Origin of the sequence: Gilvimarinus chinensis DSM 19667 (assembly GCF_000377745.1) — a bacterium.
GTDB classification, from domain to species: domain Bacteria; phylum Pseudomonadota; class Gammaproteobacteria; order Pseudomonadales; family Cellvibrionaceae; genus Gilvimarinus; species Gilvimarinus chinensis.
Map to the genome: position 1 here is coordinate 33159 of NZ_KB898711.1, position 14397 is coordinate 47555.

Annotated in this window: 14 protein-coding genes; 6 read left to right on the forward strand and 8 right to left on the reverse strand. The window is 51.6% G+C overall.

From position 1 onward, the window contains the following. Nucleotides 1-23 precede the first annotated feature (23 nt). A complete protein-coding gene (locus D568_RS20305; protein WP_020210388.1) occupies nucleotides 24-1046 on the forward strand; it encodes a CsiV family protein in 1023 nt (340 codons plus the stop codon). Nucleotides 1047-1119: 73 nt separating this feature from the next. Here the strand turns inward: D568_RS20305 and D568_RS0114825 are convergent, their stop codons facing one another. From D568_RS0114825 to D568_RS0114835, 3 genes are all read right to left on the reverse strand, one after another. Then, nucleotides 1120-1332, reverse strand: coding sequence for a cold-shock protein (locus D568_RS0114825; protein WP_020210389.1), 213 nt, complete (start codon nucleotides 1330-1332; stop codon nucleotides 1120-1122). Between the two features lie 167 nt (nucleotides 1333-1499). Continuing rightward, nucleotides 1500-2015 carry a hypoxanthine-guanine phosphoribosyltransferase gene (locus tag D568_RS0114830; protein ID WP_020210390.1) on the reverse strand — a complete coding sequence of 172 codons (516 nt, stop codon included), beginning with the start codon at nucleotides 2013-2015 and terminating at the stop codon, nucleotides 1500-1502. Further along, on the reverse strand, nucleotides 2012-3115 hold the full coding sequence (locus D568_RS0114835; protein WP_020210391.1) for a mechanosensitive ion channel family protein: 1104 nt from the start codon (nucleotides 3113-3115) through the stop codon (nucleotides 2012-2014). Before D568_RS0114835 ends, D568_RS0114830 begins: the two co-directional genes overlap by 4 nt. A gap of 243 nt (nucleotides 3116-3358) precedes the next feature. Here D568_RS0114835 and lexA point away from each other — a divergent pair, with 243 nt between their 5' ends. Both lexA and D568_RS0114845 read left to right on the forward strand, forming a co-directional pair. Then, nucleotides 3359-3961 carry a transcriptional repressor LexA gene (gene lexA, locus D568_RS0114840; RefSeq protein WP_026287071.1) on the forward strand — a complete coding sequence of 201 codons (603 nt, stop codon included), beginning with the start codon at nucleotides 3359-3361 and terminating at the stop codon, nucleotides 3959-3961. After that, a complete protein-coding gene (locus D568_RS0114845) occupies nucleotides 3954-4349 on the forward strand; it encodes a cell division inhibitor SulA (RefSeq protein ID WP_020210392.1) in 396 nt (131 codons plus the stop codon). Before lexA ends, D568_RS0114845 begins: the two co-directional genes overlap by 8 nt. A gap of 104 nt (nucleotides 4350-4453) precedes the next feature. Here the strand turns inward: D568_RS0114845 and D568_RS0114850 are convergent, their stop codons facing one another. From D568_RS0114850 to topA, 3 genes are all read right to left on the reverse strand, one after another. Further along, nucleotides 4454-4717: a hypothetical protein gene (locus D568_RS0114850; RefSeq protein ID WP_020210393.1), complete on the reverse strand. Its 264-nt coding sequence runs from the start codon at nucleotides 4715-4717 to the stop codon at nucleotides 4454-4456. 137 nt (nucleotides 4718-4854) lie between these two features. Beyond that, nucleotides 4855-5343: a DUF6586 family protein gene (locus D568_RS0114855; RefSeq protein ID WP_020210394.1), complete on the reverse strand. Its 489-nt coding sequence runs from the start codon at nucleotides 5341-5343 to the stop codon at nucleotides 4855-4857. Between the two features lie 11 nt (nucleotides 5344-5354). Then, nucleotides 5355-7979, reverse strand: coding sequence for a type I DNA topoisomerase (gene topA / locus D568_RS0114860; RefSeq protein WP_020210395.1), 2625 nt, complete (start codon nucleotides 7977-7979; stop codon nucleotides 5355-5357). A 344-nt stretch (nucleotides 7980-8323) separates the two neighbouring features. On the opposite strand from topA, the gene D568_RS0114865 reads away from it, so the two are divergent. Next, a complete protein-coding gene (locus D568_RS0114865; RefSeq protein WP_020210396.1) occupies nucleotides 8324-9064 on the forward strand; it encodes a hypothetical protein in 741 nt (246 codons plus the stop codon). On the opposite strand, the gene D568_RS0114870 is transcribed toward D568_RS0114865, so the two are convergent. Continuing rightward, entirely contained in the window at nucleotides 9061-9555 is a 495-nt protein-coding gene (locus tag D568_RS0114870) for a hypothetical protein (protein ID WP_020210397.1), read from the reverse strand. The genes D568_RS0114865 and D568_RS0114870 overlap by 4 nt on opposite strands. Nucleotides 9556-9713: 158 nt before the next feature. Between D568_RS0114870 and D568_RS0114875 the strand changes: the two genes are divergently transcribed. After that, complete coding sequence (locus D568_RS0114875) at nucleotides 9714-10154, forward strand: universal stress protein (RefSeq protein WP_020210398.1); 441 nt, start codon at nucleotides 9714-9716, stop codon at nucleotides 10152-10154. A 1-nt stretch (nucleotide 10155) separates the two neighbouring features. Here D568_RS0114875 and D568_RS0114880 read toward each other — a convergent pair whose 3' ends face one another. Beyond that, a complete protein-coding gene (locus D568_RS0114880) occupies nucleotides 10156-12078 on the reverse strand; it encodes an ATP-binding cassette domain-containing protein (RefSeq protein ID WP_020210399.1) in 1923 nt (640 codons plus the stop codon). A gap of 373 nt (nucleotides 12079-12451) precedes the next feature. On the opposite strand from D568_RS0114880, the gene D568_RS0114885 reads away from it, so the two are divergent. Continuing rightward, nucleotides 12452-14359, forward strand: a complete 1908-nt coding sequence (locus D568_RS0114885; RefSeq protein ID WP_020210400.1) for a transglycosylase SLT domain-containing protein — start codon at nucleotides 12452-12454, stop codon at nucleotides 14357-14359. Nucleotides 14360-14397: the final 38 nt, after the last annotated feature.

Consider the following 14397-nt stretch of genomic DNA (forward strand, 5'->3'; position numbering starts at 1 on the left):
CTCGCGCAATAAGGAAGACATTTATGATCGAGGTAAAAACACTGGCCCGCACGCTCGCCACAGGCTTGGCCATGGTTGCGCTAAGCGCCCCCCCCTGGGTGTACGCCCAGGCCAACCACGAGGGCTGGTATCAGGTAGAAGTGATCGTTTATTCACGCCCACTGGACACCAGCGCCGAAACCTGGCCCACCGACATTACCTTGGACTACCCCCTCAACTGGCAAGAGCTGCGCAATCCGGAAACCGAGATAGCTCAGCGCGAAGAACGCGCCCGCGCCAAACAGCAAGAGCGCCAGAACCTACAGAACAATTATTTTGGCGATGACCGTCCCACCCCAACACCAGAATCTGCCGAAGGCTCGCAGGAGATAACCGTTGAGCCTATAGACTTAGCCCGCGATGCTTTTTTTGAGCTACCGGCCGATGAGCGAAGCTTAAACGCCGTTGCCAAACGAGTCGCGGCTCAGCCTGGCTTTGACATTCTTTTTCACGAAGCCTGGCGCCAGTACGTTACCGCAGAAGCCTCCGCCCCTTGGATATTGATTAATGGCGGCAAGGCGTTTGGCGAACATTTTGAACTCGAAGGCAGCATCAATGTAAATGTCTCCCGCTACCTGCACGTGTTTACCGATCTGTGGTTTACCGAGTTTCAAATTAACGCAGGGCAAAGCCGTAACCAATGGCCCAACCTACCCGTTAACCCAGTGAAACGCTTACAGCAATGGGAAGAACAAAGTAACAACAGTTTGGATTATTCAAACTTGATGGCGGATGCGGCGCAAACCCGCCCAGAAGATGCGTTAATGGAGTTTTTAGAGGCGCCCTACCTGCCCGCCCATATCGTGAAGCTGGAACAGCAAAGACGCATGCGCAGTAACGAGCTGCACTATGTGGATCACCCACGCCTCGGGCTACTGGTGAAAATCACACCATACAAAAGACCAGCCAAAACCGAGCCTTTAGCGGGCAACGCCTTAGCCGTGGGCGCTTCAGAATCAACAACTTTACAACCAGTAGCTTCAGCAACAGAAAATCTACAACCCTAAGGTTATCAACTGAGATTACGGACAAGAAAAAGCCGGGTGTGATTCAGCACCCGGCTTTTGGCAGCAACAACACTTACAGCTGTGTTACATCGTCAGCCTGTAAGCCTTTATCGCCCTGCTGCACCGAAAACTCAACACTCTGCCCCTCTGCAAGAGAGCGATAGCCCTCGCCGCGTATATTACGATAGTGCACAAACACATCTTCACTACCCTCACCGCGGGTAATAAACCCGTAGCCACGCGCGTTGTTAAACCATTTAACCGTACCGGATAGACGATCAGACATACTCAAACCTCATTATTTTTATGTACAGCGACTCCTGTCGGAGAGCGGCCCCCACAGCCGCAGAACGAATTTGTACTGTATTGAGCGCTAATTGTCCACTTTGGACGAGGTTTTACCCAATTCATTGCGTAGAAAGCGGAAAACTCGCACATTTATGCGGCTTATTTTTACAGCGTAAAAATTCCCGGCGCATTGCGATCGAGTTCATTATTGTCCATACCGAAACCGTAAACGTAACGGTCTGGCACCGTTAAGCCGACATAGTCAGCCTCGACTACGGCCGGTTTGGTTAGCTGTTTGTGCACCAGCACCGCTGTACTCACACTGCTGGCCTGCTGATCCAAGCAATAGTTAACCACCTCACGCAGGGTGACCCCCTGATCCAGAATATCGTCCACAATCAACAGGGTTCTTCCGGCCAATTCGCTGTGTGGCTTGGCCAACCAGCGCAGCTCATCGCCTGCACTGTTATCGCGATAACGACTGGCGTGGAGGTAATCCACCTCTAAAGGCACCTTGAGCTTTGGCAACAAAGCGCCCGCCGTGACAAGTGCCCCTTTTAACAGTACCAGCACCAAAAGCGGCGATGATGCACCCGCATAATCGGCGTTAATCTTTGCGGCCATTGTTTCCAGGGCAGCATCCACTTGCGCCAAACTGTATAAACACTCGGGCTGACTCATTGCCCCTCCGGTGCTTCTGTATCTAGCTGTGGCAGCTGCTGTGAACCAGCCAAATGTAACGTGCGTGTCGGAAACGCACACTCCGCCCCATGCCGCTCAATAATCTGGATAATCTGCAGCAGTACATCTTGCTTCACTTGATGAAAGTGCACCCAGTTAATGGTTTTGGTGAAGGTGTACACAAAGAAATTCAAGGAAGAGTTAGCAAACTCATTAAAATTGACGATTAACGTCTGGTCAGTGTCAATTTCCTCGTGACTCTCAAGCATAGTACGCACATCATCGACAATAGCAGGCAGCTTACTGACATCCTCGTATCGCACACCAATTGTTTCGTAGATGCGCCGGTTTAACATACGCGACGGGTTTTCTACCGAGATGTGCGTAAAGGTTTGGTTAGGTACGTATAAAGGGCGTTTATCAAATGTGCGAATGCGGGTTAAGCGTAAGCCAATTTCCTCTACGGTGCCCTCAATGTTCTGGTCTGGAGAGCGGACCCAATCACCCACCTTAAAAGGCCTGTCAAGGTAAATCATCAAGCTGCCAAAAAAGTTAGCGAGCAGGTCTTTTGCGGCAAAACCCACCGCAATACCGCCGATACCACCAAACGCCAACACCCCGGAAATGCTGTACCCCAACGTTTGCAACAAAACCAAAGCCGCGGTAATCACAATGGAAATTCGTAACAGCTTGCCGACCGCCATAACCGTGGTGGGATCAGCAGGCTTACCATCGTCCGGGGCGAGAAAGTTCTGCTCGCCATATTTAACCAGGCGCACCAAAAACCAGGTAAGCAGAACCACAATACCGATACGCAGTACTAAATCAGCGTATTGTAAAAGCGAATCCTCGGTAACGTCGTGAGCCAACTCAGCAGCCCAGGACAAGCCCACGAGCCATATCAGCCAGCGCAGCGGAGCAATGGCCGCCTCTACTAGCGTATCATCCCAACGGGTACGGGTTTTGTGGGCGTGTTTCAGTAAGCCTTTGAGTATTCCGCGAACAAACGTCGCCAAAATCAAGGTGGCGAGTACCACCATAAAAACCTGCAACAGCCATAAACTCTCACTTCTCGACAAACCCGAAATCCAATTTTCCATAACTCAATAAACCCTTCTAGCTACTTAATCTGGCTATCACGCGAACACTGAAGACTATTCTATTCACATAAACCCCATTGCCCACACAACCTCCTGAAGGCTGGTCAACACGCAGAGGTGAGTATACATGGGGACCTTTAAATTGTGCGCAATAAGAAAACGGTTGCGCACAGCAAACAACTGTATATAATCACAGACACTGTATAACCAAACAGTAATCCAGACAGGACACAGGGAATCGCTATGCAAAACCTAACCAACCGGCAGCAGCAAGTACTCGAACTGATTAAAAGCTACGCCGATGAGACAGGTTATCCCCCAACCCGGGCCGAAATAGCCCGTATGCTGGGCTACAAATCCGCCAACGCCGCCGAAGAGCACATCAAAGCACTGGCTCGTAAAGGTGCGATTGAATTAATACCGGGCGCCTCTCGAGGCATTCGCCTGCCTGAAGCGCAAACCGGCCTGCCGATTGTCGGCCGTGTCGCAGCGGGCAACCCCATCCTTGCCCAAGAGCACATAGACGATTACTGCAATATTCCCGCGAACTTTTTCCACCCACAGGCGCACTTTTTTCTCAGCGTTAAGGGTATGAGCATGAAAGACGCGGGAATTCTGGATGGCGACCTGTTGGCCGTGCACAGAACCGATCAAGTACACAACGGCCAAATTGTAGTCGCCCGAATTGACGACGAAGTCACCGTTAAGCGCTTTAAGCGAGAGGGCAACCGCGCCCAGGTAGAGCTGCTGCCCGAAAACCCCGACTTCGACGTAATTCACGTGGATTTACGGGATCAAAGTTTTGCGATTGAAGGGCTAAGTGTAGGAGTAATACGCCGTGACTAATTTCAATACCGCGCAACCCATCGCCCAACCCGCCAGCGGTTTAACCGAACTGGTTCTGACTCAAGGTACCAGCCAATCCTGGCAAATGGTTCTGCCCATGATTGCGCACCTAAGCCGCCAGTGCGGTCAGCGCTGGCTAACCTGGGTAACACGCGAGCCCGTGCCAGCCCAGCTTCTGGCCAACTTTAACGTCGACACCTCGCGCCTGCGCCTGGTGCACTGTAAAAATGACGAACAACAGCTGTGGGTCAGCTGGGACGCACTGGCGCTGGGTAATAGCCACACGGTTATCGCCAGCCCAGGCAAACTGAATAAGCGGGAATTTGAACAACTGGAAAGAGCCGCGCAACTGGGGCAGTGCCAGGGATTACTGATTCGCGAGCGCTAATTTAAGGCTTTTAGCTCTGCCCTTTTTTAATCTCTTTACCCCTTTTGCTTTCGGGGCTCTCAGATTTAGGAGGAAGGCACGCCCAGTGGCGCTGTAGTATTGAATTAATGCAGAGTACGCTTGTTGTATACACTTAGTTCGTCGTCTTCAGCCATTGGCTCTTCTGGCTCGGCATCAGCGAGGTCGCCCGCCGCTTCCATGCCCGCCTCTATCATGGCCTTGGCGATATCAAACTTACCTTCACGCATAAATGACAGGGATTCGGTAGAGAATTTTATGCACAGCAAGGGTTCGCCCTCTTCATCGGCGCGCTGCAGTACCACGTCGCCATTGGCTAACTCTACAATTTCATACAGGGATGCTGACATACTATCTCCGCCCGCCGTCAATCCGGGTGTGTAATCCAAACTAAAGCAGTCCAGTTTAACAGTATTCGGCGGCACAATAAATGTGCAATTATCCCGCGGCGCCTGAAACGCCGGGGGCAAGTGCGCATATCAAGAGCTTAGCACTCCAGAGAGCTTTCACGATGGCGCGCAACCAAACCTTGAAACTCACGGCAGATCTTAGCGAGAGATTCGGGGGTTAACTCAAAAAGCTCAGGCTCATCTACATTGGTCAGAGGAATAACCCCTGCATCTGGCTCCCGCTCAGGCAGCGCCCACACAGCCGCATAATGGCCTTTGAGCTCGCACAACCAGCTATTCGGGGAAGAGGAAAGGTTTTCCAGCTCCAATACCTCAGCAGACGTTTTACCCTGCTGCGCCAAAGCCTGACTGAGCGAAATCTCATCCGTAAGGAGCCCTAGATTTTTGATCCCATAGGTTGCGCCCAGCTCTCTCACGTAGTGCTGATATCCACACACCAAGTGAAACAAACAGGCGTCCACCAAGGCTTTGTGATGCACCGCCGTGCGACTGCTTTCAATGTCCGGCAATAGCGCCTTGCAGCATGCCAAGCGCTGATTTACCAGAGAAACCAAAGACACTGCCATGACTCGCCTTCTTATTTATTCGGCATCCACTTGCCGCCTGTGTAGAACGCTTTCCAACCCGTCGCTTTGCCGTCCACTTCCGATTGAACGTACTGCTCTTTGGTCTTGCGGCTGAAACGAACCACCGTTGGCACACCATCCGGGTCTTCCGTTGGAGCAGAAAACAAAAAGGTGTACTTAGGATCTATTTCTTTTTTATGCGGCAGCAGCTCGCTCACTAAGGGCGCGCGGGTTTCGCGGTTCTTGGGAAAGCCGCTGGCGGCCAAGAACAACCCCGAGGCACCGTCGCGTAACACATAGGTGTCATCGACTTTTTGACACTGTAGCTCAGGCATTGGCACAGGATCCATTTTTGGCGGCGCCGCTTCACCATTTTTTAACAACTTACGGGTGTTTTTACATTCTTCATTGGTGCAACCGAAGTATTTTCCGAAACGGCCAGTCTTTAGCTGCATTTCACTGCCGCACTTATCGCACTCAAGAGTCGGACCTTCATAACCTTTCAGTTTAAAGGTGCCCTGCTCCACTTCATAACCCGGGCAGTCCGGGTTGTTACCGCAAATATGCAACTTACGTTTTTCATCTAACAGGTAGCTATCCATGGCGCTGTTGCAAAGCGCGCAGCGCCGCTTAGAGCGCAACTGTCGAGACTCCGCCTCTTCATCCGCCTCTACATCAATAGCTTCTTCGCCCGACACCAAATTCATGGTGTGTTTACAACGTTCTTTTGGGGGCAACCCGTAACCAGAGCAGCCTAAAAACACCCCGGTAGAGCCAGTACGAATTTGCATTGAACGACCACACTTAGCGCATTCAATATCCGTATCGGTCGGGGAGTTTGTACGCATTCCTCCACGCTCTTTGCTCTGGGCCTGGGCCAGCTTTTTAATAAAATCCGCGTAAAACTCATCCAGCAGCTCTCGCCAATTTTTTCCGCCCTCTGCCACAACATCGAGCGATTGCTCCATGCTGGCGGTAAAGCCATAATCCATTAAATCTTCAAAACTTTCGTTCAACCGCTCGGTAACAATATCGCCCATTTTTTCGGCGTAAAAACGTCGATTTTCTACGCGTACATAACCCCGATCCTGAATCGTGGAAATAATGGACGCATACGTTGAAGGGCGGCCAATACCTCTTTTTTCAAGCTCTTTAACCAGACTCGCTTCACTGTATCGGGCCGGCGGCTTGGTAAAGTGCTGGGAGGGATCAAGCTTTTGAAAGGGTAATGCATCGCCCACCGCAACCTCGGGCAATACCACGTCCTCGTCTTTCTTGCTGATAGGTGGCATCACCTTGGTAAAACCATCAAAACGGATAACACGACCTCGCGTGCGCAGCTCATAGTCACCCGCAGTCACGGTAATGTTGGTACTGGTGTACTGTGCCGGGCTCATTTGGCAAGCCACAAACTGCGCCCAGATCAGCGCGTACAAGCGCTCGGCATCTCGATCCATGTTTTGCAGCTGGGTGGGCATAACAGTGACGCTGGAGGGGCGAATTGCCTCGTGCGCTTCCTGCGCGCCCTCTTTGCTGGAGTAAACATTCGCAGACTCTGGCAGGTACTTTTTACCGAACTCTTCAGCGATATACTCACGACACGATGCAACAGCCTCTTGGCTCAGATTGGTTGAATCCGTACGCATGTAGGTAATGTAGCCTGCCTCGTACAGACGTTGCGCCAGCATCATGGTCTTTTTAACACCAAAACTTAAACGGGTGCTGGCCGCCTGCTGCAAGGTCGAGGTAATAAAGGGCGCTGAAGGCTTCGACTGGGTGGGTTTATCCTCACGGGCCTTAACCGTATAGTCAGCATCTTTAAGATCCGCAACCGCCGCCATGGCGTCGGCTTCGTTGTCTGGACGGAAGTTTTCGCCGCTTTTCTTTTTAACTTCAAAGCGAATATTATCACCGCTTTTGGCAGCCAGATCGGCGAAAATATTCCAGTACTCTTCAGGAATAAACGCGCGAATCTCTCGCTCGCGCTCTACTACAAGTTTAGCGGCTACCGACTGTACACGCCCGGCCGACAGACCTCGGGCAATTTTTTCCCACAGCAGTGGCGACACCATGTAACCCACTACCCGATCGAGAAAACGGCGCGCTTGCTGTGCATTCACACGGTCCTGGTCGATCGGACCCGGCGCTTTAAACGCATTCTGAATGGCCGACTTGGTAATCTCGTTGAACACCACACGTCTAAAGCGATCATTATCACCACCAATTGCCTCGCGCAAATGCCAGGCGATGGCTTCCCCCTCGCGGTCCAAATCCGTCGCGAGATAAACCGTATCGGCAGTTTCGGCAAGCTGTTTGAGCTCACTGACAACCTTCTCTTTGCCGGGCAGGATTTCGTAGTGCGCATCCCAGCCGTGCTCGGGGTCAATCCCCATACGATTAATTAACTGTTTATGCGCTTTTTCAGCCTGGTACTTAGCCTTTTCATCGGGCGACATCTTGCGAGTTTTAGCCGCTTGTTTGGCGCGTTCTTTTGGGTCGGTTTTCTTAGCGCTGCCACTGGTGGGCAAATCGCGGATATGACCTACGCTGGACTTAACAATAAAATCTCGACCGAGGTATTTATTGATCGTTTTCGCTTTGGCTGGCGACTCTACAATTACCAGAGATTTACCCATACGCGCTTAATGTTCCTTTATCTCAATCAGTCAGAAGTTGCGCTTTTCGTCTAAAGCGTAGGCGCTGCCGGAATGCTAAACAACCCAAACAGTCGCTGCGAGGTGGGCATATATAAGTCCTGTGAGGGCCAGGGTCAAGCAAGGGGCCGTGAATTTTTTCTGGATTCCCATCAAAAAATGGTATTTTATACGCCACCTTAAGAGCGCGTTTTAAACGATTGAGCAAGCCTCTTAATTAGCAACAACCTATTGATATCTATTGATTTTTTAAGCTTAAACCGTTAGCAACATTAGGCCAACTTAATCGCCATTATGACTAGAGCACAATTTTTTAGGAAATTCGCATGACCACTCTGGCCCTGGGAGCATTGATTGTGATCACGCTGGCAGCTCTGGCGGGGGTCAATATTATTAATCAACGCCAGCAACAGCTTAAACAACTGGCCCGACGACGCGAGCAACTCTCCCTCGGGCTAGAAAACCTTGAAGAAGGGCTCGAAGCCTGCCTGCAAACTGTAGAAAACACCGCCACTTGCTGTGAATTGGCCCGTGAAAAATGCGCTTTATTGAAGGCTTTACTGGATACCGAACACCCCCCATCCAATAAATTAGTTCAAGCTCGACTGGATAAAGCCGAAACCGAGCTGCAACAACTCAGTAGCGGACTTATCGAGCGCCGACTCGACCGCCTGTGTCACAGCGATACAGAGATCAAGGTCCAACAGGCTAAGCTCGCTAACGCGCTGCGTTTCATTCACAAGCGTCAAACTCGGGAGCAGCTGACGATAGATCAAGCCTTGGAGCACAGTAACCAAATTGAATGGGCGCGGTTAATGATCAGCGTCCTCTCAATGGTCGGGGCAGGCTACTTAGCAAGAGAGAATGACCAGCAAATCAGCGCTTTCAATTATTTTCGTAAAGCACAAGAACTGCTGCAAGCATCGCAACATCCAGACCCCAGACGCTTAGCCCTTATTCGCGAATTAAGCGAATTGATGCAACAGCCTGGGATGCACCTTAGCGAAGAATATTTCCCGGAATATACACCTGAGGAAAACGCACAGAACATTGAACAGATACTTTAACTGCGGATTATTCGTGCTTGCTCCACCTCAGCCAAGGCCACAAGAAAATTACGGACACCCTCTACGTCAGCAGGCTCGTGGCTTTCATGCCACAACACTGCCAACTCTCCTGTAGCGCTGGTGATCGCCACGATACGAGCTGATAAATCGGGTAACCGTGCATTAAGGAAGGCTTCGCTAGAAGCACTTAATGCACCCTGCACGAGATGCCAGTGTTGTGCCACATGAGATTCATGTTTATACGAAGCACGGCGCAGCGCCCAGCCCTCCCCTCCCTTTATTTTAATTGTGTAAGCTGGCAACAAAGAAGGTGCATCCAAGTCTGTTGGTATTTGCGGAGGTCTTCTCACCGTAACCCCCAACCCTTGCTTAAACGCATAAGCACGAATTGCTTCACGTCGTTTTTGGGCTGGTGAAGGTCGCATCATTGCCACAGGCCCAATGACCATCGCCGCAACTAAAATAATGATGATAATGGTGATTGAGTTCATACCGAGTTATCGCTTCTATTAAGGCTAAGTTAAGTAAGGCTAAGTTTTATCGCTCTGCAGTGGCTTGCGGCATCGTCACACATCAGATATGCAACAGGCTGGCGATTTACTCCAAAATCATCCAAACTTTTAACATCAGCCATCGAAAGGAGAACACCATGAACGCCTACCAACACATTCTGGTGGGACTGGACCTTACCGAAGAGTGCCCCCAGATCCTTCAAAAAGCCGCGGCTCTGGCGCAGGTTTGCGGTGCGAAACTCACGGTCGCTCATGTCATCGAACCGCTCACCTTCGCTTACGGTGGCGACATGCCCATCGATCTGTCCGAAGTGCAGGACCAGCTGCAAATCAAAGCCGAACAGGAATTGATTCGGCTTATCCGCAACGCGGATTGCACCGTAGAGCAAGAGCACGTGCTGGTGGGCCAAGCGGCAACCGAACTGCACCACCTGGCCAAGCAAATCAATGCCGATTTAATCGCCGTCGGCAGTCATGGGCGCAAAGGCTTTGCACTGCTGCTGGGGTCTACCTCCAACAGCGTACTGCACGGCGCCGGCTGCGATGTACTGGCTATTCGCGTGAGCGGCGAGGGTTAACCTAACCACCCATTTCCTCCAGCTCAGCCCAGCGCTCGTAACAGTTATCGAGCGCTTCCTGGGCAACGGCCATAGCCTGCATATGGGCTTCAACTTCCGCTGGATCGCCGCTGTAAAAATTATCGCTCGACGCTTTTGCTTGCAACGCTTCAAGCTCACTTTCCAAGCGCTCAATTTCTCCAGGCAAAGCATCAAACTCTCGCTGTAGCTTATACGAAAGTTTCTTTTTTTCCTGTGGTTTAGCACTCTGGGACACGGCGGCGCTGGCATCGTGGTTATTGGATGGTGAACGTATTTCTGGCTTAGCATGCGTTTGAGGTTCACGCCATTTACCGCCCTGACGAATCCAATCGTCGTAACCGCCAACGTATTCACGAACCTGCCCGCCGCCTTCAAACGCGATGGTGCTGCTGACCAGATTATTCAAAAACGCCCGGTCGTGGCTCACCAACAACACAGTACCGCCAAATTGACTGAGCACTTCCTCAAGCAGCTCTAAGGTTTCGACATCGAGGTCATTGGTGGGCTCATCGAGCACCAATATATTGGCCGATTTACTGAATAACTTAGCCAACAAGACCCTGTTTCGTTCACCGCCCGATAGCGCACGTACTGGCGTACGAGCTCTTTCACCGGAGAACAAAAAGTCACTTAAATACGAAATAATATGTTTAGACTTACCACCAATTTCGATGGTATCGCGACCTTCGGACACATTATCGACGGCGCTTTTGTCCAAATCTAACTGATCACGCAACTGATCAAAGTAGGCCACAGTGAGGTTGGTACCAAGCTTAATGCGGCCACTATCGGGCTCCAACTGCCCGAGTATCAACCTGAGCAACGTGCTCTTCCCCGCCCCGTTAGGGCCAATCAAACCTATGCGATCGCCACGTAGGATTCGGCAGCTAAAATCGGACACTATTGGCTTGTCTTTATAAGAGAAGCCCACACTGTCCAGCTCGGCCACCAACTTGCCGGATAGCCCGGCCTCTGCCAGCTCAAAGCTGGCATTGCCCTGCTGCACACGGCGAGCTTTGTGCTCTTCACGCATGGCTTTCAGGGCACGCACCCGGCCCTCGTTACGGGTACGCCGGGCTTTGATTCCCTGGCGTATCCACACCTCTTCCTGAGCGAGCTTTTTATCAAACAGTTCGTTGTGGCGAGCCTCCTCGGCCAGGGCACGCTCACGATATTCCAGAAAACTCTGGTAGTTACCTTTCCAGGTACGCAAATGTCCCCGGTCCAGCTCGGCAATGTGAGTCGCCACTTTCTGCAGTAACGCTCGGTCGTGGGTAATAAATACAATGGCGCCGGCAAAGTTAATCAGCTCGGTTTCCAGCCATTCAATCGCGGCCACATCAAGGTGGTTGGTGGGCTCGTCTAGCATTAAAACGTCGGGTTCAATCACCAGCGCGCGCGCCAAGGCCACGCGACGGCGCCAGCCGCCCGATAGAGCTGACATGGGCGTAGTGCCGTCGAGATCCAAGCGCGTAAGCACGGTTTCAACCCGGGTTTGCAAACTCCAGCCATCCACAGACTCAAGCTCACCCTGTACACGCGCCAGTTGATCCACCCAGGCGTCAGTGCGCTCGGCTTCGCTCACTTGGGTCAGATGATAGTAACGCGTGAGCAACGCACCAGCTTCGGGAAGCCCCGACGCGACCACATCAAACACACTCTGGCCGTTTGCATCGGGTAAATCCTGCGCCAGGCGAGCGATTCGCACACCACGATCCACCACCACTGCGCCACCATCTAAGGTGACCTCGCCATCCAGCACTTTTAGAAAACTCGATTTGCCTGCACCGTTACGGCCAATAAGGCACCATCGTTCGCCCCGCTCCAGAGAAAAATCCACTTTATCCAGAAGCACTTGCAAGCCGTAGTTCAACTCGGCTTTATCCACTGTCAGAAGGGCCATATCACCTCTATATTTACGTTCAGATTACCCGGCGAGTTATAACAAAAAAACCATCGCTTAGAAGATATCGCTGAAGTGAGCTATATCACTTAAAATATTTGCATTCAGCGCTAAAAAAGTGGCAGCATATTAACGTTAATTAGCGTTTACAGACAGTCTGTAAGCGGTATTAAAGTCAGTGCACCGCCTTTAATAACAATAAATGAAATTCACAGCACCTAAGGGCCACTGCCTGAAGCTGGCTCTCATCAGTCGTTGATGCATCATGCACGAGGTAAATATGCGGCTACATTATCTAGGACGCCAAACCCAGCCAGGGAAGACTAGGCTATCCACCCAAGTCGGTAAATTCGTGCTTGGCTTGGCGTTTACTATGTTACTCCCCAATGGGACGCTGGCAGCCAATGCAGCCCCAAGCTCGATCAGCGATAAAACCGAGCAGCGCAAAACCTACGCCGAGGCTCAGCAAGCGCTGGGACAGAGCCGCTACAGCGATTACCAACAGCTGGTGCAACAACTTGAGCATTATTCACTTAAACCCTACCTGGAATACCGCTACATCACTAGGCGGCTCTCCCGAGTTGACAACGCCGAAGTCGACCAGTTTCTAAGCGCCTATCCTGAGTCATATTTAGCCAATAAGCTTGAACGGCTCTGGGTAGAAAAACTCGCTGACACTCGCCGCTGGGAAGACGTTATCCGCTATTACCGTGCCGACAACAGCACCACCGAGTTGCACTGCCTTAGCTTGCGCGCACGACTCAACACGGGTGATAAAACCGCATTGGACGAAGTCGCACCACTGTGGAATGTCAGCCAATCGCAACACAAAGCCTGCGATCCGGTTTTCGCCGCCTGGATGGACGCGGGTTTACTCAACGACGATATTGCCTGGCAACGGTTTGAGAAAACCATGCATGCTCGGCAGCGCTCGCTGGCCCGCTACATCAGCAAGCAGATGACGCCAGAGGTGAAAAAGCTCGCGGACCTTTACTACGAAGTGGACAGCAACCCAAGGTTGCTCTCCAAGATGAAACGTTTCAGCCAGCAAAGCGAGCGCATGCAGAGCATTATTTTAAACGGCCTGCAGCGTTTATCCCTGCGCGATGCCAAGCAAGCGATTGATTTGTGGCATAAATACGATGCGCAGCAATTATTTGCCGATCAGGCCCGCATAGACACTCAGCGTTACATCGCTGTGCGCTTGTTGCGCCAGGGCTACACCGATGATGCCGAGGCATTGCTCGCCTCCACCCCTGCGCTCAGCACCGAAACTGTCACCGAATGGCTCATTCGCGATGCCCTGCGCAAGCAGGATTGGCCTCGCGTGCAAAAGTGGATTTCGCAGTTGCCGGCAGAAGAGCAAGGCAGCGAGCGCTGGAGCTATTGGTTAGCTCGTGCCCTACTGCAAAGTGGCGAAAATGATGAGCAGGCACAGCAACTCTACAGCCAAGTAGCCCAAACCCGATCGTTTTACGGTTTTCTCGCCGCCGACATCCTCCAGCAGGAATACGAACTGGTGGACAAACCCGTACAAATCGAAGCGCCAATAAGCGATCAAGTAGCCGAAAATCCAGGCATTATTCGCGCTAAAGAGCTGTTTATTATTGGCGAGAACCTCAATGCACGCCGCGAGTGGTATCACACTACCCGCTCAATGGATGAGCAAGAAGTCATTGCCGCCGGTAAGTTAGCTGAAAGCTGGGGCTGGCACCGCAACGGTATTCAAGCGATGATTCAAGCAAGCTACTGGGACGATCTGCAAACACGCTTCCCGATTGCTTATCGAGAGCATGTGGACGTAACCGCCAAAGAAACGGCCATCTCTCCGCACTTACTCTATGCCATTGCCAGACAAGAAAGCGCTTTCACACCAGATGCACGCTCATCGGCCGGGGCCCTGGGGCTGATGCAACTGCTGCCTTCAACCGCAAAACAAACAGCACATCGCTCGGGAATGAGCTTTTCAACCTACGATTTGCTAAAACCCGAAACCAATATTGCATTGGGCGGGCGCTATTTGGGTCAATTACTTAACGAATTTGACGGCAACCGTATTCTCGCCGCCGCCGCTTACAACGCCGGACCCAACAGAGTGAAAAAATGGCTAAATAAAGATCAGGCCACACAACTGCCTTTTGACATTTGGATTGAAACCATTCCTTATCGTGAAACCCGTGGCTATGTGCAAAACGTGCTGGCTTATTCTGTCATATACGGTTACCGGCTAGGGGAAAAGCTGCCTTTTATCACTCCTGGGGAAGCCGACAAGTCGCTATAACCGGCTTGCTTGAGGACGATTTATCACAAAGGCTTACT

Coding starts and splice junctions, on each gene's coding strand:
- D568_RS20305 (WP_020210388.1), top strand. CDS start 24: ATGATCGAGGTAAAAACACTGGCCCGCACGCTCGCCACAGGCTTGGCC.
- D568_RS0114825 (WP_020210389.1), bottom strand. CDS start 1,332: ATGTCTGATCGTCTATCCGGTACGGTTAAATGGTTTAACAACGCGCGT.
- D568_RS0114830 (WP_020210390.1), bottom strand. CDS start 2,015: ATGAGTCAGCCCGAGTGTTTATACAGTTTGGCGCAAGTGGATGCTGCC.
- D568_RS0114835 (WP_020210391.1), bottom strand. CDS start 3,115: ATGGAAAATTGGATTTCGGGTTTGTCGAGAAGTGAGAGTTTATGGCTG.
- lexA (WP_026287071.1), top strand. CDS start 3,359: ATGCAAAACCTAACCAACCGGCAGCAGCAAGTACTCGAACTGATTAAA.
- D568_RS0114850 (WP_020210393.1), bottom strand. CDS start 4,717: ATGTCAGCATCCCTGTATGAAATTGTAGAGTTAGCCAATGGCGACGTG.
- D568_RS0114855 (WP_020210394.1), bottom strand. CDS start 5,343: ATGGCAGTGTCTTTGGTTTCTCTGGTAAATCAGCGCTTGGCATGCTGC.
- topA (WP_020210395.1), bottom strand. CDS start 7,979: ATGGGTAAATCTCTGGTAATTGTAGAGTCGCCAGCCAAAGCGAAAACG.
- D568_RS0114865 (WP_020210396.1), top strand. CDS start 8,324: ATGACCACTCTGGCCCTGGGAGCATTGATTGTGATCACGCTGGCAGCT.
- D568_RS0114870 (WP_020210397.1), bottom strand. CDS start 9,555: ATGAACTCAATCACCATTATCATCATTATTTTAGTTGCGGCGATGGTC.
- D568_RS0114875 (WP_020210398.1), top strand. CDS start 9,714: ATGAACGCCTACCAACACATTCTGGTGGGACTGGACCTTACCGAAGAG.
- D568_RS0114880 (WP_020210399.1), bottom strand. CDS start 12,078: ATGGCCCTTCTGACAGTGGATAAAGCCGAGTTGAACTACGGCTTGCAA.
- D568_RS0114885 (WP_020210400.1), top strand. CDS start 12,452: ATGTTACTCCCCAATGGGACGCTGGCAGCCAATGCAGCCCCAAGCTCG.